Annotated in this window: 24 protein-coding genes and 1 riboswitch; of the genes, 16 read left to right on the plus strand and 8 right to left on the minus strand. The window is 42.5% G+C overall.

Going from position 1 to position 17,760, the window contains the following annotated elements; genetic code table 11:
* The first annotated feature begins 10 nt into the window (after positions 1–10).
* From comGC to NST16_RS05625, 6 genes are all read left to right on the plus strand, one after another.
* On the plus strand, positions 11–307 hold the full coding sequence (comGC, locus tag NST16_RS05600; protein ID WP_168748235.1) for a competence type IV pilus major pilin ComGC: 297 nt from the start codon (positions 11–13) through the stop codon (positions 305–307).
* A complete protein-coding gene (comGD, locus tag NST16_RS05605) occupies positions 297–728 on the plus strand; it encodes a competence type IV pilus minor pilin ComGD (protein ID WP_168748234.1) in 432 nt (143 codons plus the stop codon). The genes comGC and comGD overlap by 11 nt, the downstream gene beginning before the upstream one ends.
* Complete coding sequence (comGE, locus tag NST16_RS05610; protein WP_168748233.1) at positions 712–1,059, plus strand: competence type IV pilus minor pilin ComGE; 348 nt, start codon at positions 712–714, stop codon at positions 1,057–1,059. The genes comGD and comGE overlap by 17 nt, the downstream gene beginning before the upstream one ends.
* Before the next feature lie 25 nt (positions 1,060–1,084).
* Positions 1,085–1,468, plus strand: a complete 384-nt coding sequence (comGF, locus tag NST16_RS05615) for a competence type IV pilus minor pilin ComGF (RefSeq protein WP_026014740.1) — start codon at positions 1,085–1,087, stop codon at positions 1,466–1,468.
* Positions 1,469–1,843 carry a competence type IV pilus minor pilin ComGG gene (gene comGG / locus NST16_RS05620; protein ID WP_268451135.1) on the plus strand — a complete coding sequence of 125 codons (375 nt, stop codon included), beginning with the start codon at positions 1,469–1,471 and terminating at the stop codon, positions 1,841–1,843.
* A gap of 71 nt (positions 1,844–1,914) precedes the next feature.
* Positions 1,915–2,094, plus strand: a complete 180-nt coding sequence (locus NST16_RS05625; RefSeq protein ID WP_003236949.1) for a YqzE family protein — start codon at positions 1,915–1,917, stop codon at positions 2,092–2,094.
* Between the two features lie 42 nt (positions 2,095–2,136).
* On the opposite strand, the gene NST16_RS05630 is transcribed toward NST16_RS05625, so the two are convergent.
* Complete coding sequence (locus tag NST16_RS05630) at positions 2,137–2,460, minus strand: YqzG/YhdC family protein (protein ID WP_340884656.1); 324 nt, start codon at positions 2,458–2,460, stop codon at positions 2,137–2,139.
* A gap of 276 nt (positions 2,461–2,736) precedes the next feature.
* On the opposite strand from NST16_RS05630, the gene tapA reads away from it, so the two are divergent.
* The 3 genes from tapA to tasA all read left to right on the plus strand — a co-directional run bounded on the left by tapA (position 2,737) and on the right by tasA (position 4,904).
* Positions 2,737–3,498, plus strand: a complete 762-nt coding sequence (tapA, locus tag NST16_RS05635) for an amyloid fiber anchoring/assembly protein TapA (protein ID WP_340884659.1) — start codon at positions 2,737–2,739, stop codon at positions 3,496–3,498.
* A complete protein-coding gene (gene sipW / locus NST16_RS05640; protein ID WP_340884661.1) occupies positions 3,470–4,054 on the plus strand; it encodes a signal peptidase I SipW in 585 nt (194 codons plus the stop codon). The genes tapA and sipW overlap by 29 nt, the downstream gene beginning before the upstream one ends.
* A 64-nt stretch (positions 4,055–4,118) precedes the next feature.
* Positions 4,119–4,904 carry a biofilm matrix protein TasA gene (tasA, locus tag NST16_RS05645; RefSeq protein ID WP_340884662.1) on the plus strand — a complete coding sequence of 262 codons (786 nt, stop codon included), beginning with the start codon at positions 4,119–4,121 and terminating at the stop codon, positions 4,902–4,904.
* A gap of 87 nt (positions 4,905–4,991) precedes the next feature.
* Here tasA and sinR read toward each other — a convergent pair whose 3' ends face one another.
* The 4 genes from sinR to NST16_RS05665 form a co-directional block, all read right to left on the minus strand.
* Complete coding sequence (gene sinR / locus NST16_RS05650) at positions 4,992–5,327, minus strand: transcriptional regulator SinR (protein WP_003226345.1); 336 nt, start codon at positions 5,325–5,327, stop codon at positions 4,992–4,994.
* A 33-nt stretch (positions 5,328–5,360) separates the two neighbouring features.
* Positions 5,361–5,534, minus strand: coding sequence for an anti-repressor SinI (sinI, locus tag NST16_RS05655; RefSeq protein ID WP_339190978.1), 174 nt, complete (start codon positions 5,532–5,534; stop codon positions 5,361–5,363).
* 179 nt (positions 5,535–5,713) lie between these two features.
* Positions 5,714–6,508, minus strand: a complete 795-nt coding sequence (locus NST16_RS05660) for a YqhG family protein (RefSeq protein ID WP_168748226.1) — start codon at positions 6,506–6,508, stop codon at positions 5,714–5,716.
* A 20-nt stretch (positions 6,509–6,528) separates the two neighbouring features.
* A complete protein-coding gene (locus NST16_RS05665) occupies positions 6,529–8,202 on the minus strand; it encodes a DEAD/DEAH box helicase (protein ID WP_340884668.1) in 1,674 nt (557 codons plus the stop codon).
* 168 nt (positions 8,203–8,370) lie between these two features.
* Positions 8,371–8,472: riboswitch (glycine riboswitch) on the plus strand.
* Between the two features lie 174 nt (positions 8,473–8,646).
* Here NST16_RS05665 and gcvT point away from each other — a divergent pair.
* The 3 genes from gcvT to gcvPB are packed head-to-tail and all read left to right on the plus strand — an operon-like array spanning position 8,647 to position 12,583.
* Complete coding sequence (gene gcvT, locus NST16_RS05670; RefSeq protein ID WP_340884671.1) at positions 8,647–9,735, plus strand: glycine cleavage system aminomethyltransferase GcvT; 1,089 nt, start codon at positions 8,647–8,649, stop codon at positions 9,733–9,735.
* A gap of 27 nt (positions 9,736–9,762) precedes the next feature.
* Entirely contained in the window at positions 9,763–11,109 is a 1,347-nt protein-coding gene (gcvPA, locus tag NST16_RS05675; RefSeq protein WP_340884673.1) for an aminomethyl-transferring glycine dehydrogenase subunit GcvPA, read from the plus strand.
* On the plus strand, positions 11,102–12,583 hold the full coding sequence (gene gcvPB, locus NST16_RS05680; protein WP_326332407.1) for an aminomethyl-transferring glycine dehydrogenase subunit GcvPB: 1,482 nt from the start codon (positions 11,102–11,104) through the stop codon (positions 12,581–12,583). The genes gcvPA and gcvPB overlap by 8 nt, the downstream gene beginning before the upstream one ends.
* Before the next feature lie 32 nt (positions 12,584–12,615).
* Here gcvPB and NST16_RS05685 read toward each other — a convergent pair whose 3' ends face one another.
* Entirely contained in the window at positions 12,616–12,996 is a 381-nt protein-coding gene (locus NST16_RS05685) for a rhodanese-like domain-containing protein (RefSeq protein WP_010334910.1), read from the minus strand.
* Positions 12,997–13,184: 188 nt separating this feature from the next.
* Here NST16_RS05685 and lipM point away from each other — a divergent pair, with 188 nt between their 5' ends.
* The 3 genes from lipM (at position 13,185) to NST16_RS05700 (ending at position 15,552) form a co-directional block, all read left to right on the plus strand.
* Positions 13,185–14,021 carry a lipoate--protein ligase family protein gene (gene lipM / locus NST16_RS05690; protein WP_229146878.1) on the plus strand — a complete coding sequence of 279 codons (837 nt, stop codon included), beginning with the start codon at positions 13,185–13,187 and terminating at the stop codon, positions 14,019–14,021.
* 100 nt (positions 14,022–14,121) lie between these two features.
* Positions 14,122–14,550, plus strand: a complete 429-nt coding sequence (gene mntR / locus NST16_RS05695; protein ID WP_010334908.1) for a transcriptional regulator MntR — start codon at positions 14,122–14,124, stop codon at positions 14,548–14,550.
* A gap of 126 nt (positions 14,551–14,676) precedes the next feature.
* A complete protein-coding gene (locus NST16_RS05700) occupies positions 14,677–15,552 on the plus strand; it encodes a patatin-like phospholipase family protein (RefSeq protein WP_268445903.1) in 876 nt (291 codons plus the stop codon).
* Here NST16_RS05700 and NST16_RS05705 read toward each other — a convergent pair.
* Both NST16_RS05705 and NST16_RS05710 read right to left on the minus strand, forming a co-directional pair.
* Positions 15,549–15,944 carry an SA1362 family protein gene (locus NST16_RS05705; RefSeq protein ID WP_326191111.1) on the minus strand — a complete coding sequence of 132 codons (396 nt, stop codon included), beginning with the start codon at positions 15,942–15,944 and terminating at the stop codon, positions 15,549–15,551. The two genes, NST16_RS05700 and NST16_RS05705, sit on opposite strands and share 4 nt — an antisense overlap.
* 39 nt (positions 15,945–15,983) lie before the next feature.
* Positions 15,984–16,937 (minus strand): DUF1385 domain-containing protein, encoded by a 954-nt coding sequence (locus tag NST16_RS05710; RefSeq protein ID WP_340884692.1) that lies wholly within the window; start codon positions 16,935–16,937, stop codon positions 15,984–15,986.
* Between the two features lie 230 nt (positions 16,938–17,167).
* On the opposite strand from NST16_RS05710, the gene NST16_RS05715 reads away from it, so the two are divergent.
* On the plus strand, positions 17,168–17,701 hold the full coding sequence (locus tag NST16_RS05715) for a YqhR family membrane protein (RefSeq protein WP_168748219.1): 534 nt from the start codon (positions 17,168–17,170) through the stop codon (positions 17,699–17,701).
* The last annotated feature ends 59 nt before the right edge of the window (positions 17,702–17,760 follow it).

Here is a 17,760-nt window from a genome sequence, read left to right on the forward strand (position 1 = left end):
GAAGAGGCTGATGAATGAGAAAGGGTTTACACTTGTGGAGATGCTAATCGTGCTCTTTATTATTTCTATTTTGCTATTGATCACCATACCGAATGTAACAAAACATAATCAAACCATTCAGAAAAAAGGCTGTGAAGGCCTGCAAAACATGATGAAGGCGCAGGTAACAGCATATGAACTCGATCATGACGGGAAGACACCAAGCCTCGGCGATTTACAGGCAGAAGGCTATGTGAAAAAGGATGCGGTTTGTCCAAATGGAAAGCAAATTATCATTACCGGCGGGGAGGTTAAGGTTGAACATTAAATTAAAAGGAGAAGCTGGCTTCACCCTTTTAGAAAGCCTGCTTGTTTTAAGTCTCGCCTCTATTATGCTGATTGCGGTGTTTACCACGCTTCCTCCTGTTTATGAAAATACAGCTTTACGGCAGACAGTATCACAGTTGAAAAACGATATTTTACTTGCGCAGCAGACTGCAATTTCCAATCATCAAAGAACAAAAATTCTTTTTCAAGAGAAAAAATATCAAGTAATCATAGGTGACACTGTTATAGACCGTATTTATGATAATGGTCTTTTAGCAGAATCACTGACTTTAAAAGACCGATTGGAATTTAATGAGAAAGGGCACCCGAATATAGGCGGAAAAATACGTATAAAAGGGCATGCCGCCTATGACATAACAGTTTATTTAGGGAGCGGAAGAGTCAATGTGGAGAGAAAATAAAGGCTTTTCTACAATTGAAACAATGTCTGCCCTTAGCATATGGCTGTTTATGCTTCTGACAATTGTGCCGATGTGGGATAAGCTGATAGCTGATGAACATATAGCGGACTCCAGAGAAATTGGTTATCAGCTTGTTAATGAAAGCATAGGCCAATATATGCTGACAGGGGCAGGAAATTCATCAAAGACTGTTTCAATGAACAATAACAAATACTCGATGACATGGGAGGAGGAGGGAGAATATCAAAACGTATGTATCTCATCAGACGCCTATAAAGACAAGCCATTTTGCCTCAGCATTTTGCGGACAGACTGGCTATACGCTTCTTAATGTACTATTTTCGCTTTCTGCTTATTTGCTCATATCAGGATCGTTAGCGATGTTCTTTCATCTATTTTTGGCACGTCAACAGGAGAATGAGGGCTTCATGCAGCGAGAATGGATCATTTCGGTAGAGCAGATCATGAATGAGTGCAAGCAGTCGCAGACTGTGCAGACAGCTGAGCATGGCAGCGTCTTAATCTGCAGAAATCTGTCTGGGCAAGAGGTCCGTTTTGAAATCTACCATTCAATGATCAGGAAAAGAGTAGACGGGAAAGGGCATGTTCCGATTCTTGGCCATATTAAAACAATGAAAGCAGAGGTTAGAAAAGGGATGCTTTGGCTGAAAGTCAAGAGTGAGAATGATAAAGAGTATCAAACCGCTGTTCCGGTATATACGTCATTAGGTGGTGGGTGAATGCACTGCTCAAAAGGGTTTATCTATCCAGCCGTTCTTTTTACATTTGCCCTTGTGATGCTGGTTGTGAATTTCACCGCCTCTCAATTTGTTTCACGCCATATGTTTGAGAAGGAAACAAAAGAGTATTATACAGGAGAAAATCTGCTGCAAAATGGTGCGCTTCTATCCATCAGGCATATTCTTGAGCACAGACAAGGCCAAAAGGGTTCACAGCAGCTTCCATATGGACAGGTTTCTTATGACATTCGCGAAACAACCATAAAAGAACAGCAAGAAATCACCCTCAAAGCCATCACAGAGTCGGGAACAGAAAAAAGCGCCAAGCTGCTGTTCGATCAAAATCAGAAAAAACTGCTGAGCTGGACAGAATAAACCAGGGGGATGTGTATAAAAAAAGTCGTGTGAGCCAACACTTCATAATAACTGAATGATGAGGTGATCACGTGAAAACGAATGATTATGTCAAATATATGACTCAGCAATTTGTAAAATATATAGACACTCCGAAAGATGAGCGAAAAGAACGAAAAGAGGTTCGAAAAGAAACAAAAACGCCAGCTTCTCAGCATTGGTTTGGTATTTTACCTTATGGTTTTAGGCTATGGCTGAAAAGAAAAAAATAAATTGCACCAATATAACGAACAAGGTCCTTCACATGGAGGACCTTATTGATATTCTTCTAAAATTGCAATTTTATTCACCTTTTGACTATAAGGATCGAATGAAATCGTGACAAACACGCCGAATTCCTTTGAGCCTTCTCTCAGGGTTAAATGATATTGCTTCACAGCTTCGTCTTTTCTTTTGCGGTCCCAAACTTTTTGTTTAACCAGTACCTGTGCGAGCGGGTACCTTTTTTTTGCTTCTTTTACAGCAAGCTCTTCCCATTTTGACATGTGGCGGGCGGTTATAAGCGGCCCTTCTTCTGCTTGAGCGGCAGCGGTGCTGAAACCTAGAAGAGACAGACAAATTACACATTGTTTGATCATAAGCCGTCACCCTTTCTTTGTTGTTTATTATTGCCAAATGTTAACCTGGTATGCGTTTAATTTCTCACATAACAATCCCAAAAAATTCAAAAAACTTAAAAATGTGAGCAATATTGAGTAAGGCTATGCAATATAATGAAAACATTCTCTTAAACGAACGAAATGGCGGATTTTGGTGTTTTTCAATCTATAAATCGTTGATTATACTCAATTTGTGCAGTTCTTAAAAGAGAACTATTGTCACATCTAGTTACAGTGTTTTACAGGAGGTAAGGTATGTTTCGATTGTTCCGCAATCAGCATAAGGCTAAGACGAAACTGAGATTGCTGCTTGTTTTTCAGCTTTCAGCGATATTCAGTCTGACAGCCGCGATATGCTTACAATTTACCGGAGATACAAGCGCTGCTTTTCATGATATTGAAAACTTGGTTGTCTCGCTTCAAACGTGTGAGAACTTTCAACATACAGATAAAAACTGTCATTATGATAAACGGTGGGACCAAAGTGATTTACACGTGGTGAATCAAACAGATACAAAAGGTACTGTCTGTTCACCTGTCAGTCTATTTGCCGAGCTGGAAAACAGAGGCGAGAAACTTAAGAAATCGAAATGGAAGTGGGAGCTTCATAAACTGGCAAACACCAGCAAACCGCTAAAAGACGGGAACGTAATAGATAAAGGATACGTTTCCAACCAAATAAGCGAATCACTTTACAACATTGAAACAAAGAAAAAAGTGAAACCTGGCATTTATGCGTTTAAAGTATATAAACCGGCCGGCTATCTGGCGGACGGCAGCAGGTCTGAGTGGTCTGAACCAATGACAATTGGGAAGTGTGACGAAAAACCGACGGCACCGAAAAAGAAAAGTCAGCAGGCTGCGAAAAATCAGCACAATCAAGCAGAAAGTGACAGAAAAGAAGAAGCAGATAGAGAAAAAACAGCTGACAAAGACGTAACTGAAGACAAAGAAAATCAACAAGTTCAGAAGGAAAGCGGGGAAGAGGATGAAAAAAGCATTAAAGCTGATCAGTAATATCCTTTACGTTATCATCTTTACTCTGATTATTGTGCTAACGCTTGTTGTGATATCAACACGTTCATCCGGGGGAGAGCCGGCAGTATTCGGATACACGCTGAAATCAGTACTGTCTGGCTCAATGGACCCTGAATTTAAAACGGGCTCATTAATTCTCGTGAAAGAAATCACAGATGTGAAAAAGCTCCAAAAGGGAGACGTAATCACATTTATGCAGGATGCAGACACTGCGGTAACCCATAGAATTATTGATATTACAAAGCAAGGCGATCATTTGTTATTCCAAACAAAAGGGGATAATAATGCTGCAGCGGATTCTGCGCCTGTGTCGGATGAGAATGTCCGCGCGCAATATACAGGTTTTCAGATTCCTTATGCCGGCTACATGCTTCATTTTGCCAGTCAGCCGATCGGCACTGCTATTTTACTGATTGTTCCAGGCGTTATGCTGCTGATCTACTCCTTTGTGACAATCAGCAGTGCGATCAGAGAGATTGAAAGAAAGACGAAAGCCTTGGAAACAGAGACAAAGGACAATACGATGTCCACTTAACATCAGTTGCAAACCTGGCAACAGGTTTCGATAATATAATCATTCAATAAAAGGGGAGTTTACCATGGGTATGAAAAAGAAATTAAGTTTAGGAGTTGCATCAGCAGCACTAGGATTAGCATTAGTAGGAGGAGGAACATGGGCAGCATTTAACGATATTAAATCAACAGATGCTACTTTTGCATCTGGTACGCTTGACTTAGCAGCTAAAGAAAATTCTGCAAGTGTCAACTTATCAAATCTAAAGCCGGGAGACAAATTGACGAAAGATTTCCAATTTGAAAATAACGGCTCACTTGCGATCAAAGAGGTATTAATGGCCCTGAATTATGGGGAATTTAAAGCAAACGGCGGAAGTAATACATCTCCAGAAGATTTTCTCAGCCAGTTTGAGGTTACATTATTGACAGTCGGCAAAGAGGGAGGCAACGGCTATCCGAAAAACATCATTTTGGATGATGCCAACCTCAAAGACTTATATTTAATGTCCTCTAAGAATGATGCTACGGCGACTGAAAAAATTAAAAAACAAATTGATCCTAAATTCTTAAACGCAAGCGGAAAAGTCAATATAGCGACAATTGACGGTAAAAACGCTCCTGAATATGATGGTGTTCCAAAAACACCAACCGATTTTGACCAGGTTAAAATGGAAATTCAATTTAAAGACGATAAAACAAAAGATGAAAAGGGACAAATGGTTCAAAATAAATATCAAGGCAACTCTTTACAGCTTCAATTCTCATTCGAAGCTACACAGTGGAATGGCTTGACAATCAAAAAGGAACATACTGATAAAGACGGTTACATTAAAGAAAATGAAAAAGCGCATAGCGAGGATAAACATTAATAGAAAAAAGAGGTGGCTCAGTACATGCGTACTGAGCCATTCCTTATGTTCATTGACAAAAGAGGAGTAAGTGCCTCTGCTCAGACACTACTCCTCTTTTTGAGATTTTCTCCATTTTTGATAATCTAAAAATTCACGAAATTGTTTTTTCGATACCCCAGATGTCATTGCATCGCGAACCAATTTCTCCCATTCACTATCTAATTGACCATCGTATTCGGTTTCATGTTTTTCATCGAGCAAAGTATGAACCGAGACGTCCAGAACAGCGGAGACTTTTTCGAGAAATTGAATGGAGGGGTTCGTTTGTAGATTTCGTTCTATTGAGCTTAAATAAGACTTCGCTACCCCAGCTTTTTCTGCTAGTTCTGATAGTGAGTAGCCTTTTTCTTTACGGTATTGTTTAATACGCTGGCCAATCAATGTCATCACCTTCCTTGTGATATTATAGCACATTCAGAAAGGATTTACGGTATGACTTCTGGCTGCCGGACCAGGATAAGCAGACTTTTTGTTTAAAAGTAAATATTTGCGTATTTCCTCAGGGCTGATATTTGCTTCTCTGGCTTCCAGCATTAATTCAACCCATTCTTGATCCAATTCGAAGTGCTCTTGTTTTGCATTTTTCATGCAGTTTCTCCTCCTAAAATACTTGTTTATGTATTTCAGCCAGTCCGGCCATGATGTACGCCTTCTGTGATCTCTGGAAGTCATTTGCCAATTGTATAGCCAGAATTTTTTTCCAATATACCTTTATTATAATAGCATTTTTCCAAAAAAAACGAGAACGATGTCGAATATGAAAAAAGTTAGCTCGAAATATTATTTTGCAGAAAAAATAATCCGCCATTCTCGATCTGAACTGATATCTTTGGTTGATACAAGGCTTTTAACGCCTGTTTTTCAAGGTGGTACTCTTCTGGTTTTTCTTCTGTATGCTCATAAAACTGATCAAGCAATTTCATATCGTTTTGCCACCTGTTTACCGCCTGCTCTGCCCAGTCTGACGGTTCTTGCATAGCGGCCTGGGTAATATAGCTCTCCATCCGCTTAAGACCGCTTTCAGGTTTAATCATAGGCGATATGGTGAAACAATAGTCACATATTTGTGATGTCAATGAAAGCTGTATGAGCTTGCTTTGAAAATCTTCAATCATGGTTCCAGAGACAAGGTGAAGACCTAGTGACAATAGCTTATCCTTTTTCATGTCGGACTGGTATGAAATCATGACATTTATACCAAGCCAAGGCTGAAGCGGAATTTTCGCTCCGGCTGATTCAATTTTCTCATACATTCTGGTAAATCTCCCATTTTGTTTAACAGCTTTAAATATTTGAAATAGACGTGGCGCCCCGAAATAAATAAATTCGCCCTCTAGGTCTTTTGGAGCAGTCTCTTTATCTGTAATGAACGTTATTTTCATCGGATTCGGGTCACCCCCGGTCTTCTCGCGCCAGTGCCAGTAAAAAGGCCGATTCATGATCTGTTTGTCCATTTCAACGGTAAGCTGCACCGTCATGTAACCGGGGCCTTGGTCGATGATCGGACAGCTGTTTGCCTGGAAAAAACGAAGCAGAAATTGATGAACCTCTTGCTGTCTCACTTGTAAAACCTCCTTTTCGGCTAAGATCCTCTTTTTTCAGCGGGCTGCTGTTTTTTATATGACAAAAATGAGGTTAAGTTGTCCATTTTAATTTTCATTTCTTCTTCGGTTGCCGAATGGTACAAAATATCATGCAGGTGCTCTTCAAAATTGTTGACTTGAATTTTTGTTAAAATGTCATCAAGCTCGCCGACCACTTTTTCAAATAAATGAATTTTTTCATATAAAAGCTTTAAAATATGCTCTTCCACTGTATGTTTGGTAGCCATGTTATAAATATGAACATCACGCTCCTGCCCGAGCCTGTGGATTCTTCCGATTCTTTGTTCAAGCCGCATCGGATTCCATGGCAGGTCATAGTTAATCATGTGATTGCAAAACTGCAGGTTGATCCCTTCGCCGCCTGCTTCAGTTGCAATCAGCACTTGAATCTTCCCGCGGAAAAGATCCTTCATCCAGTCTTTTTTTCCGCGTTTAAATCCGCCTCTGAACGGCACAGAGCTGATGCCGTGTTGCTGAAGAAACCACTGCAGATAAATTTGAGTGGCACGGTATTCTGTAAAAATAATGACTTTATCGTCTATCTTTTTAATCAGATCAACGACTTGATTGGCTTTAGAATTTTGCGTCACTTGATTGATGCGGTCCATTAATATAGAAATGGTGTGTTCATCAATGGCTGGTGCCTGTTTTTCTTTTTGGTCGAGCATTTTTTTCAGTGTCATGTACACAGCTTCCCTGCTTGAACAGCATTCTCTTTGGAGTGTCATAATGGAGAACATGCTGGCCGGTTTGTTAATGCTTTCTTTCAGACGGGAAATTTCATCGTAAAGCGCCTGCTCTGATGGAGAAAATTCAATCGGTACTGTTTCGACGCGGCGCTGCTTCCAATTCAGCCCGGTGTCATGCCGCCTGTTGCGAATCATGACTTTATTCACTAGATCTTTTAAGTGATCATGCGCTTCTAAGCTGGATTTCTTTTTAGAAAACATTTCTTGAAAGTGATTCTGATTGCCTAAATGACCAGGCTTTAATAAGGAAACCAAATTGAAAATTTCTTCAACACGGTTTTGGATTGGCGTCGCGGTCAGCAGCAGGCAGTATTTTTTTACAAGATTCCGGACAAATTCATAGTTCTTTGTTTTGCTATTTTTCAGCTTGTGGGCCTCATCAATAATGACGAGATCATATGGGATTGACAGCACAATTTCCCGGTGGGGCGAGCGCTTTGCGGTATCGATGGAGGACACGACGATATCGCACTGCTCCCACACATAGCTTTTCTTTTGCTCAACAGCCGGAATCAAAAATTTTTCCTGAAGCTCATTCACCCACTGCGAAACAAGAGAAGCTGGCACAAGGATCAGAATTTTTTTGGCTAACCCGCGAATCATATATTCTTTTAGAATCAGTCCAGCCTCAACAGTTTTGCCGAGCCCCACTTCATCTGCTAAAATCGCTTTTCCGTTCATTTTTTCAACGACCTGTTGCGCAACCTCAAGCTGATGGGGAAGCGGCGTAAAGGAAGGGAGATATAATGGGGCCCGCAAGCCTTCAAATTCAGGAATCGCCAATGTTTCCTGAATTTCTGATGAAAGCTTGTATAGCTCCCAGTTTGACCACGGACCGTCGTTATTCAGTCTATCGGCAAATTCTTCAGGCCATTTTGTATCATATGTTATTTCTGCATTCATTGCTGTGAAACCGCCTTTCATATTCTTCAATTTTTAAAATGTACAATATAAGAAAAATCCGCCCAAATTGCTGTTGCCCCGCATATAGTGATGATGGTAGGATATGAGTATGTATTTGATGTAAGATATTGCTATAGTATGTCCATAACAGCATGAAAATATGAGCGAATGACAGCAAGGGGAGAGACCTGACCGAGAAAACCGGGATACAGGCGCCGAAGGAGCAAGCTGCGGAGTGAATCTCTCAGGCAAAAGAACTCTTGCTCGACGCAACTCTGGAGAGTGTTTGTGTGAAATGCGCAAGCCACCAAAGGGGACGTCTTTGCTATTTGCAAAGTAAACTTTCAGGTGCCAGGACAGAGAACCTTCATTTAATATGAGGTGTTTCTCTGTCCTTTTTTGTATGTGCTTTTAGCTGCGCCGTTGAAAAAGGGGAGGAATTTGATGCTGAAAAGAACGCCGTTATTTGAATTGTATAAGGAATATGGAGGGAAGACGATTGATTTCGGAGGCTGGGAGCTTCCCGTTCAATTTTCTTCTATCAAAAAAGAGCACGAGGCTGTCCGAACAGCAGCCGGGCTGTTTGATGTATCTCATATGGGTGAAGTTGAAATCAAGGGGAATGACAGTCTGTCTTTTTTACAAAAGCTGATGACAAATGATGTATCCGCGTTAAAAACCGGCCGTGCGCAATATACCGCGATGTGCTACCCGGATGGCGGCACCGTTGATGATTTACTCATCTATCAAAAATCTGAAAACCGCTATTTGCTTGTCATAAATGCTTCTAATATAGATAAAGATCTTGCTTGGCTCAAAGAACACGCAGCAGGAGATGTCCAGATTGACAATTTGTCAGATCAGATCGCGCTTCTGGCCGTGCAGGGTCCGAAAGCAGAAACAATCTTGAAACATATGACAGCTGCAGATGTGTCTGCTTTAAAACCATTTGCATTTATTGATGAAGCTGATATCAGCGGCTGCAAAGCACTCATTTCGCGCACCGGCTATACGGGTGAAGACGGATTTGAAATTTACTGCCGTGCTGAGGACGCCGTCCGAATTTGGAAACAAATCATTGAAGCAGGTGAAGAACACGGGCTTGTGCCATGCGGGTTAGGCGCACGTGATACACTCAGATTTGAAGCGAAGCTCCCGCTCTATGGCCAGGAGCTGACTCGGGACATCACGCCGGTTGAAGCAGGTATAGGCTTTGCCGTAAAACACAAAAAAGAGTCTGATTTTTTTGGTAAGTCTGTATTGAGTGAACAGAAAGAAAATGGAGCGAAACGAAAGCTCGTCGGTCTTGAAATGATTGAAAAAGGAATACCGAGACACGGATATGAAGTGTTTCAAAGCGGCAAGTCCGTCGGAAAGGTAACCACAGGCACCCAGTCACCGACATTGGGGAAAAACGTCGGCCTTGCCTTGGTGGATGCTGAAGCGAGTGAGATCGGAACTGTTGTAGAAGTGGAGATTCGCAAAAAATTAGTAAAAGCAAAGGTAGTTAAAACACCTTTTTATAAACGCTAAAATTTTTCTTTGGAGAGGGGTCAACACATGAAGCACCGCTATTTGCCCGCGACAGAAAAAGATAAACAGGAAATGCTTGATGCCATCGGCGCAAACACGATCGATGATTTATTCGCTGATATACCCGAGGACGTCAGATTTAAAAAAGAGTATCAAATCAAAAAGGCAAAATCAGAAACGGAATTAACAAAAGAACTGACAAAGCTGGCATCTAAAAACTGTGATACCGTTCAATACGCATCTTTCTTAGGCGCCGGTGTATATGATCATTATCAGCCGATTATTGTGGATCATGTCATTTCAAGGTCTGAGTTTTATACAGCATATACGCCATATCAGCCGGAAATTTCTCAAGGGGAGCTTCAGGCAATTTTCGAGTTTCAAACGATGATTTGTGAATTAACAGGAATGGATATCAGCAACTCTTCTATGTATGATGGCGGAACAGCCTTGGCGGAAGCTGCGATGCTTGCCTCCGGACATACGAAAAAGAAAAAAATCGTGGTGTCCACAACCGTGCACCCTGAATCGAGAGAAGTGCTGAAAACCTATGCAAAAGGACAATATATTGAAGTTGTTGAAGTCCCTGCTGCCAATGGAGTGACTGATCTTGATGCTTTACGTGAAACTGTTTGTGACGATACGGCAGCAGTCATTGTGCAGTACCCAAACTTTTTTGGGCGGGTTGAGCCGTTGAAGGATATTGAGCCGATCGCTCATCAGGGGAAATCCATGTTTATTGTCTCAGCCAATCCGCTTGCATTGGGACTTCTGACCCCGCCGGGCGCTTTTCAGGCTGATATTGTGGTTGGCGACGCACAGCCATTTGGGATTCCTTCAGCATACGGCGGACCCCATTGTGGATTTTTTGCCGTCACGAAAAAATTAATGAGAAAGGTGCCGGGCCGCCTCGTCGGACAAACGGAGGATGAAAACGGAAAAAGAGGTTTTGTGCTTACCTTGCAAGCCAGAGAGCAGCATATTCGCAGGGATAAGGCGACCTCAAACATCTGCTCGAACCAGGCATTAAACGCACTGGCCGCTTCCGTCGCCATGACGGCTCTCGGGAAAAACGGCGTAAAAGAAATCGCCCGCCAAAATCTCTTCAAAGCCAATTATGCTAAGGAAGAAGCGAAAAAATCAGGGCTCACCGTAATGTTTGACGGGCCGATGTTTAACGAATTCGTCATCAAACTTGATGAACCTGTGAAATCGGTAAACCAAAGATTGCTGACAAATGGGATCATCGGCGGCTACGATTTGGGTCCGACGTATCCGGAGCTTGACCGCCATATGCTTATTGCCGTAACAGAGCTGAGAACAAAAGAAGAAATTGACGCACTCATTCAGGAATTGGGGGATCGCCATGAATAATCAGGATCAGGCACTTATTTTTGAGCTTTCAAGAGAAGGCCGTGTCGGCTACAGTCTGCCGGAGCTTGACGTACCGGAAATGGAAGTGGAGGACCTCTTGTCAGACAGCTATATCCGTGATGAGGACGCAGAGCTGCCGGAGGTTTCTGAGCTGGATATTATGCGGCATTACACAGCGTTGTCCAGACGGAACCACGGGGTTGATTCGGGCTTTTATCCGCTCGGTTCCTGTACAATGAAATACAATCCGAAATTGAATGAGAAAATCGCGCGGATTCCCGGTTTTGCCGCGATTCATCCTCTTCAGGACGAAGACACAGTGCAAGGCGCTTTGGAGCTTTTATATGACTTAAGCAAGCACCTCGAAGAAATTACGGGAATGGATGAGGTCACGCTTCAGCCCGCGGCGGGTGCGCATGGCGAATGGACGGGACTGATGATGATCCGCGCTTATCATGAGGCGCGCGGAGATATGAAACGGACAAAGGTCATTGTTCCCGATTCAGCTCATGGGACAAATCCTGCTTCTGCAACAGTTGCCGGTTTTGAAACGGTTACGGTGAAATCGAATGAAAACGGACTTGTTGATTTAGAGGATTTAAAAAGAGCGGTGAATGAAGAAACCGCAGCTCTTATGCTGACGAATCCGAATACACTCGGATTATTTGAGGAGCAGATCACTGAGATGGCGGAGATCGTTCACCAAGCCGGAGGAAAGCTGTATTATGACGGTGCTAATTTAAATGCCGTGTTAAGTAAAGCGAGACCCGGTGATATGGGATTTGATGTGGTGCATCTTAATTTGCATAAAACCTTCACAGGGCCTCACGGCGGAGGCGGTCCGGGTTCAGGTCCGGTTGGCGTAAAAGAAGATCTGATTCCTTATCTGCCAAAACCCGTTTTAATCAAAAAAGAAGGCCGCTTTACTTTTGATTATGACCGCCCTCATGCGATCGGCCGTGTTAAGCCTTACTACGGCAACTTCGGCATCAATGTCAGAGCGTATACGTATATCCGTTCTATGGGCCCAGACGGGTTAAAGGCCGTTACTGAAAACGCGGTGCTGAACGCCAACTATATGATGAGAAAGCTTGCCCCTTATTACGATCTGCCGTTTGACTGCCATTGTAAGCACGAATTTGTTTTGTCAGGGAAACGCCAGAAAAAGCTTGGGGTGCGCACGCTGGATATTGCAAAACGGCTGCTCGATTTTGGGTATCATCCGCCTACGATTTATTTCCCGCTTAATGTTGAGGAATGCATCATGATTGAGCCGACAGAGACAGAATCCAAGGAAACGCTGGATGCGTTTATTGATGCTATGATCCAAATTGCGAAAGAAGCAGAGGAAACTCCGGAGCTCGTACAGGAGGCACCGCATACAACAATCGTCAAAAGAATGGATGAAACGAAAGCAGCCAGGCAGCCTGTACTCAGATATGAGAAAAACGTAAGCAGTGAACTTGTAAATTAAAAAACAGCTGTCTGATATCAGACAGCTGTTTTTTAATTTTTGGCTTTAATTTTTCCGCCCCATTTTTTAAAGCCGCCCTTAAGATTATAAATCTCAGTGCAGCCGTTTTTGCGCAGGGTTTGTGCCGCGCGTCCGCTGCGGACACTGTTCTGGCAGTACAGATAGACAGGCTTGTCCGGACGGATTTCATTTTTTCTCTGTTTCAGCTGAGAAAGCGGGATGTTACGGGCGCCTAAAATATGTCCGCCATCAAATTCATTCGGTTCACGAACGTCGATAAGCTGCGCTTTGCGGTAACCTGCGCGGAATTCTTCTTCCGTAAGTGTTTTCATAATTCGCTGCTGATAGACATATGAAGCAATCATATAGACGATAAACGCAGCAAAAATAATTAAAACGATCATATTAGACAATGTGATTCTACTCCTTTAACGTATAAAATCAAAACCCTGCTTCTTTAAACAAGGCATAGAGACGTTTTCGACAAATACTATTATAGTAAAGCACGGCGCGATTGTCATCCATAATGGAATTAAAATATTTTCATTTTCCCGGCAGTTTGTTAAACTGATTCTATTAAAACGGTAAGGAAGGTCTCAAAATGGAAAAAGAAACTTGGCGGTTTATAGACTCAGGAAATGCAAGCCCGGCTTTCAATATGGCGCTTGATGAAGCGCTTTTATATTGGCACAGTGAGAAGAAAATTCCCCCGGTCATCCGTTTTTACGGCTGGAATCCGGCGACACTTTCTGTGGGATATTTTCAAAATATTAAAAAGGAAATCAATTTTGAAGCAGTACATAAGTATAATCTTGGATTTGTCAGACGCCCGACCGGAGGAAGAGGGGTGCTCCACGATCAGGAATTGACATACAGTGTAATCGTTTCTGAGGATCATCCGGAAATGCCGGCGACTGTAACCGAGGCATATCGGGTTATTTCGGAAGGCATACTTCAAGGCTTTAGAAATCTTGGTCTGGACGCTTATTTTGCCATTCCGAGAACCGAAAAAGAAAAAGAAAGCTTAAAGAACCCGCGGTCATCCGTTTGTTTTGATGCGCCGTCCTGGTATGAGCTCGTTGTCGAGGGACGTAAGGTGGCCGGAAGCGCGCAAACGAGACAAAAAGGCGTCATCCTTCAGCACGGATCCATTCTGCTTGATTTGGATGAGGATAAGCTGTTCGATCTATTTTTGTATCCGAGTGAAAGAGTCAGAGAGCGGATGCAGCGAAATTTTAAAAATAAAGCGGTTGCGATTAATGAACTCACCGATCACCCGGTGACGATGGACGATGCACGCAAGGCTTTTAAATCCGGATTTGAAAAAGGTTTGAATATTCACTTGGAGCCATACGAACTATCTCAGGAAGAACTTGATTTTGTTCAGGACTTGGCAGAAACAAAATATGCTTCTGATGAATGGAATTATAAGCGGTAAAAAGGGCTTTTGGGCCTGCAGAGCATCCTTGTTTTTTCAAGTTCATTAGTGTAAACTTGTAATGATTTATAAAGTTAAGGTGCTTTTTGGGAGGGTTTCGATGACGACACCAAGTATGGAAGATTACATTGAACAGATTTATATGCTGATTGAAGAAAAAGGATATGCAAGGGTTTCTGATATCGCGGAAGCATTGGCAGTCCATCCCTCCTCTGTAACAAAAATGGTTCAAAAACTAGATAAAGACGAATATTTAATTTATGAAAAATATCGCGGTCTCGTGCTAACGTCTAAAGGAAAGAAAATAGGCAAACGGCTAGTATACAGACATGAATTGCTTGAGCAGTTTTTAAGAATCATTGGTGTTGATGAAGAGAAAATATATAACGATGTTGAAGGAATTGAGCATCATTTAAGCTGGAACAGCATTGATCGCATCGGTGATCTTGTTCAATATTTTGAAGAAGACGATGCGCGTAAAAAAGAGCTAAAATCAATTCAAAAGAAAACAGAACATCATAATCAGTAAAAAGGCGGGTCTCAAAGGAGGCCGCCTTTTTTTGATGAAATGCGCCCTGCTTCATTCATTGGTCTATTTCTTCGTGTTTTTTCTTAAAATGATAGTAAACCATCGGATGGAGGGGGAGGGTATGGGATGTATATTGACGGTGTGTTTTCTGGCGGAGGGGTAAAAGGCGTGGCGCTTGCCGGCGCGTATGAAGCGCTTGAAGAAAAAGGCTTCCGCTTTGCACGGCTTGCCGGCACAAGCGCCGGCGCCGTTATTGCCGCTTTTATTGCATCAGGTTATTCAAGTAAGGAAATTCACGCTTTGATTGAAGAAGCGGACGGAGAGAGCCTGCTGGACCAGCGATACTCATTTCTCCCCTTAAAAATGCTTCAATGGGTGTCCATTTATTGGCGTCTGGGCTTGTTTAAAGGAGACATGTTAGAAAAGTGGATTGCTGACCTTTTAAGAGTGAAAGGCGTGCGGGTTTTTGGCGATTTGAAAAAAGGCTCTTTGCGTCTCATCGCTTCGGATCTGACTAACGGCACAATGATCGTGCTGCCCGACGACTTGGTCCGCTACGGGTTAAACCCGGATATGTTTCCGGTTGCCAGAGCGGTAAGAATGAGCTGCAGCATTCCCTATTTTTTTGAACCAATAAAATTAAAAACAGATACAGGAATCGCCACAGTTGTGGATGGGGGCGTTTTAAGCAATTTTCCCATATGGCTGTTTTCCAAAGAAAGAAAACGACCTGTCATCGGGGTGACGCTAGCGCCGAATGAAAGGGAACGGCCGAAAAAAAATATCCGGAACGCTTTTGAACTGTTTGGCGCTCTGTTTGAAACGATGAAGGATGCGCATGACGCAAGACATATCGCGTCACGCTATGAGCAAAATATCATTTTTCTTCCGGTTGACAACGTGATGGCAACCGAATTTCATTTAACACAACAAAAAAAACTAGCCCTGATTGAGCTAGGTAAAAGTCGGACAGAGCAGTTTTTAAAGCATTGGACCTATTAAAAAAGCGCTCTGTTTTTCTTTTTATTTTTTTTCCCTTCTATGACAGTCAGCTGCGTCTGGCTTTTTTTCTTGAGAATCATCGGCTTAGGCTTGCTGGCGCTTGGAACGCTTCGCAGGTGGCTCACCCGTCCCTTATGCCCGGCGCGGTGCTTTGCTTTTTGTTCTTTCAGCCGGCGTCGCGATTGTTTGGCCGCTTTTTTAAAAGCCGCTCCTTCACTGCCAGTATTTCGATTCATTACATATTTCACAATAAAATAAATAATGATACCTGCCAGGATGACGGTTATCGCCATTTTGGCCATTTCTTCGGGATTGGTTACCAGCACATAGAGAAAACCGAACGCTCCCAGCGCAATTAATACAGCAATAATAGGTTGTACACGATGATTCATAACTGTCCACCTCCGAAAGTAATAGCAGGGCAACGGATATTAGATGACGTTGTGAGAAGGCTGCTTTTTTTGTTCAGATCTTTCTTCGAGTCTGAGAAGCTCGTTAAAGCTTTCGATTGCAACTTCAACTTGGTCATCCTTAGGTTCTTTAGTCGTTAACAGCTGAAGCCAGAGGCCCGGGTATCCGAGACATTTCAAACCGGGAATATCACGCACTTTATTTGTCAGCTGCAGAACTTCAAAGGAAATCCCAAGGACAACCGGTATGAGCGCGACGCGATCTATAACACGCAACCAAAGCGGATCTGTCGGAACAAGCAAGTATACAAACATACCGACAATAATGGTAAATAAAATAAAGCTGGACCCGCAGCGGTAATGAAGCCGTGATTGATTTTGAACGTTCTCTACAGTAATTGGCAAATTCTGTTCATAACAGTTTATGACCTTATGTTCGGCTCCATGATATTGAAACACTCTTTTAATCAGCGGTGTCATGGATAAAAAATAAATATAACCGAGCAGCAAAATCAATTTGAACAGACTTTCAACTGCGATTTGCGCTGTATCCGATGGGAAAACCGGTCTTGTCAGTTCAGCTAAGAAAACAGGAACCAATGTAAATACGAATTTACTGAACAAAAAGGATAAGACGCCGATCACTGCGAAGCTGAGATACATTGACAGTCCCGAGGATTTTTTTTCTTCCTTAAGCGTCTCGTCCTCAGACGGATCAAGTCCGTAGCGTTCACTCGAAAAATTCAAATGCTTTGTGCCGTTAGCGCTCGCTTCAATAATAGCTGCGATCCCTCTTATAAATGGTATTTTTTTTACCATGTTCAGCTTCGGATTGTGTTTCCGGGGAAGCTTGAAGAAATCAATGCTTCCGTCTGTTCTTCTGATGGCCGTAACGTAATGGTGTTTTCCGCCAAACATAACGCCTTCCACAACCGCCTGCCCGCCGTAAGCGGGCGGGATTTTATGTTTTGACATATTCATCAACCTGCCTATTTCTTTAGGATTGCTAACCATTTCCTTTCACTCTATTGTACAGGAAACAGCGCTAAACCTCTAGATTGACAGGCTCAAAATTTGCCAGCGCCTAGCTTTTTCTACATGCAGTATACCCGTTATTTTCAAATTTTACTCGCTTCTGTCAAAATGTGTGAGCTTTTTTATTGACATTTCATTTTTTGGGCACACTTTAACAAGGAGGTGCCGTAATGACAAGTGAAAAAAATACAGATCAAAACGAACAAACAATAGAAGATCAGGGACCGCCTGTGCCAATGGGCGGCAGGGTAGCGGCGACGGGTTTTTGCGGAGGCGTATTATGGAGTTTCGTCGGTTATATCGCCTACTTATTTCATTTTTCCGAAATCAGCCCTAATATGATATTGCAGCCGTTCGTGCTCGGAGAGTGGAAAAAACATGGTTTAGGAACGATTATCAGCATCATTGTGATTGGCATCATTTCGATTGGCGGGGCGTTTCTTTATTATCTTCTCTTGAAACGCTTGAAAACGATGTGGCCTGGTATTTTATACGGCTTGCTGCTTTGGCTGCTCGTGTTTTTTGTGTTTAACCCGATTTTCCAAGATGTGCGTGCCGTAACTGAATTGAAATCAGATACGATTATTACAACGATTTGCATCTATCTGCTTTACGGGCTGTTTGTCGGCTATTCCATTTCATTTGAATACAATGAGCTGAACTCGGAAAAGCTGGCACGTGCGCTGGGAACACAGAGAGAATAGTGTATTATCCTTTTCTGTTATGATAAAATGTTCACGAGAAGTGAACATTTTTTACATGA

This window comes from Bacillus sp. FSL K6-1005 (genome assembly GCF_038000225.1).
GTDB classification, from domain to species: domain Bacteria; phylum Bacillota; class Bacilli; order Bacillales; family Bacillaceae; genus Bacillus; species Bacillus mojavensis.

Excerpts from the sequence above, each read along its gene's own strand:
- comGC (WP_168748235.1), top strand. The coding sequence starts at position 11 with ATGAATGAGAAAGGGTTTACACTTGTGGAGATGCTAATCGTGCTCTTT.
- comGE (WP_168748233.1), top strand. The coding sequence starts at position 712 with ATGTGGAGAGAAAATAAAGGCTTTTCTACAATTGAAACAATGTCTGCC.
- comGG (WP_268451135.1), top strand. The coding sequence starts at position 1,469 with ATGCACTGCTCAAAAGGGTTTATCTATCCAGCCGTTCTTTTTACATTT.
- NST16_RS05630 (WP_340884656.1), bottom strand. The coding sequence starts at position 2,460 with ATGATCAAACAATGTGTAATTTGTCTGTCTCTTCTAGGTTTCAGCACC.
- tapA (WP_340884659.1), top strand. The coding sequence starts at position 2,737 with ATGTTTCGATTGTTCCGCAATCAGCATAAGGCTAAGACGAAACTGAGA.
- sipW (WP_340884661.1), top strand. The coding sequence starts at position 3,470 with ATGAAAAAAGCATTAAAGCTGATCAGTAATATCCTTTACGTTATCATC.
- tasA (WP_340884662.1), top strand. The coding sequence starts at position 4,119 with ATGGGTATGAAAAAGAAATTAAGTTTAGGAGTTGCATCAGCAGCACTA.
- sinI (WP_339190978.1), bottom strand. The coding sequence starts at position 5,534 with ATGAAAAATGCAAAACAAGAGCACTTCGAATTGGATCAAGAATGGGTT.
- NST16_RS05665 (WP_340884668.1), bottom strand. The coding sequence starts at position 8,202 with ATGAATGCAGAAATAACATATGATACAAAATGGCCTGAAGAATTTGCC.
- gcvT (WP_340884671.1), top strand. The coding sequence starts at position 8,647 with ATGCTGAAAAGAACGCCGTTATTTGAATTGTATAAGGAATATGGAGGG.
- gcvPA (WP_340884673.1), top strand. The coding sequence starts at position 9,763 with ATGAAGCACCGCTATTTGCCCGCGACAGAAAAAGATAAACAGGAAATG.
- gcvPB (WP_326332407.1), top strand. The coding sequence starts at position 11,102 with ATGAATAATCAGGATCAGGCACTTATTTTTGAGCTTTCAAGAGAAGGC.
- lipM (WP_229146878.1), top strand. The coding sequence starts at position 13,185 with ATGGAAAAAGAAACTTGGCGGTTTATAGACTCAGGAAATGCAAGCCCG.
- mntR (WP_010334908.1), top strand. The coding sequence starts at position 14,122 with ATGACGACACCAAGTATGGAAGATTACATTGAACAGATTTATATGCTG.
- NST16_RS05700 (WP_268445903.1), top strand. The coding sequence starts at position 14,677 with ATGTATATTGACGGTGTGTTTTCTGGCGGAGGGGTAAAAGGCGTGGCG.
- NST16_RS05705 (WP_326191111.1), bottom strand. The coding sequence starts at position 15,944 with ATGAATCATCGTGTACAACCTATTATTGCTGTATTAATTGCGCTGGGA.
- NST16_RS05710 (WP_340884692.1), bottom strand. The coding sequence starts at position 16,937 with ATGTCAAAACATAAAATCCCGCCCGCTTACGGCGGGCAGGCGGTTGTG.
- NST16_RS05715 (WP_168748219.1), top strand. The coding sequence starts at position 17,168 with ATGACAAGTGAAAAAAATACAGATCAAAACGAACAAACAATAGAAGAT.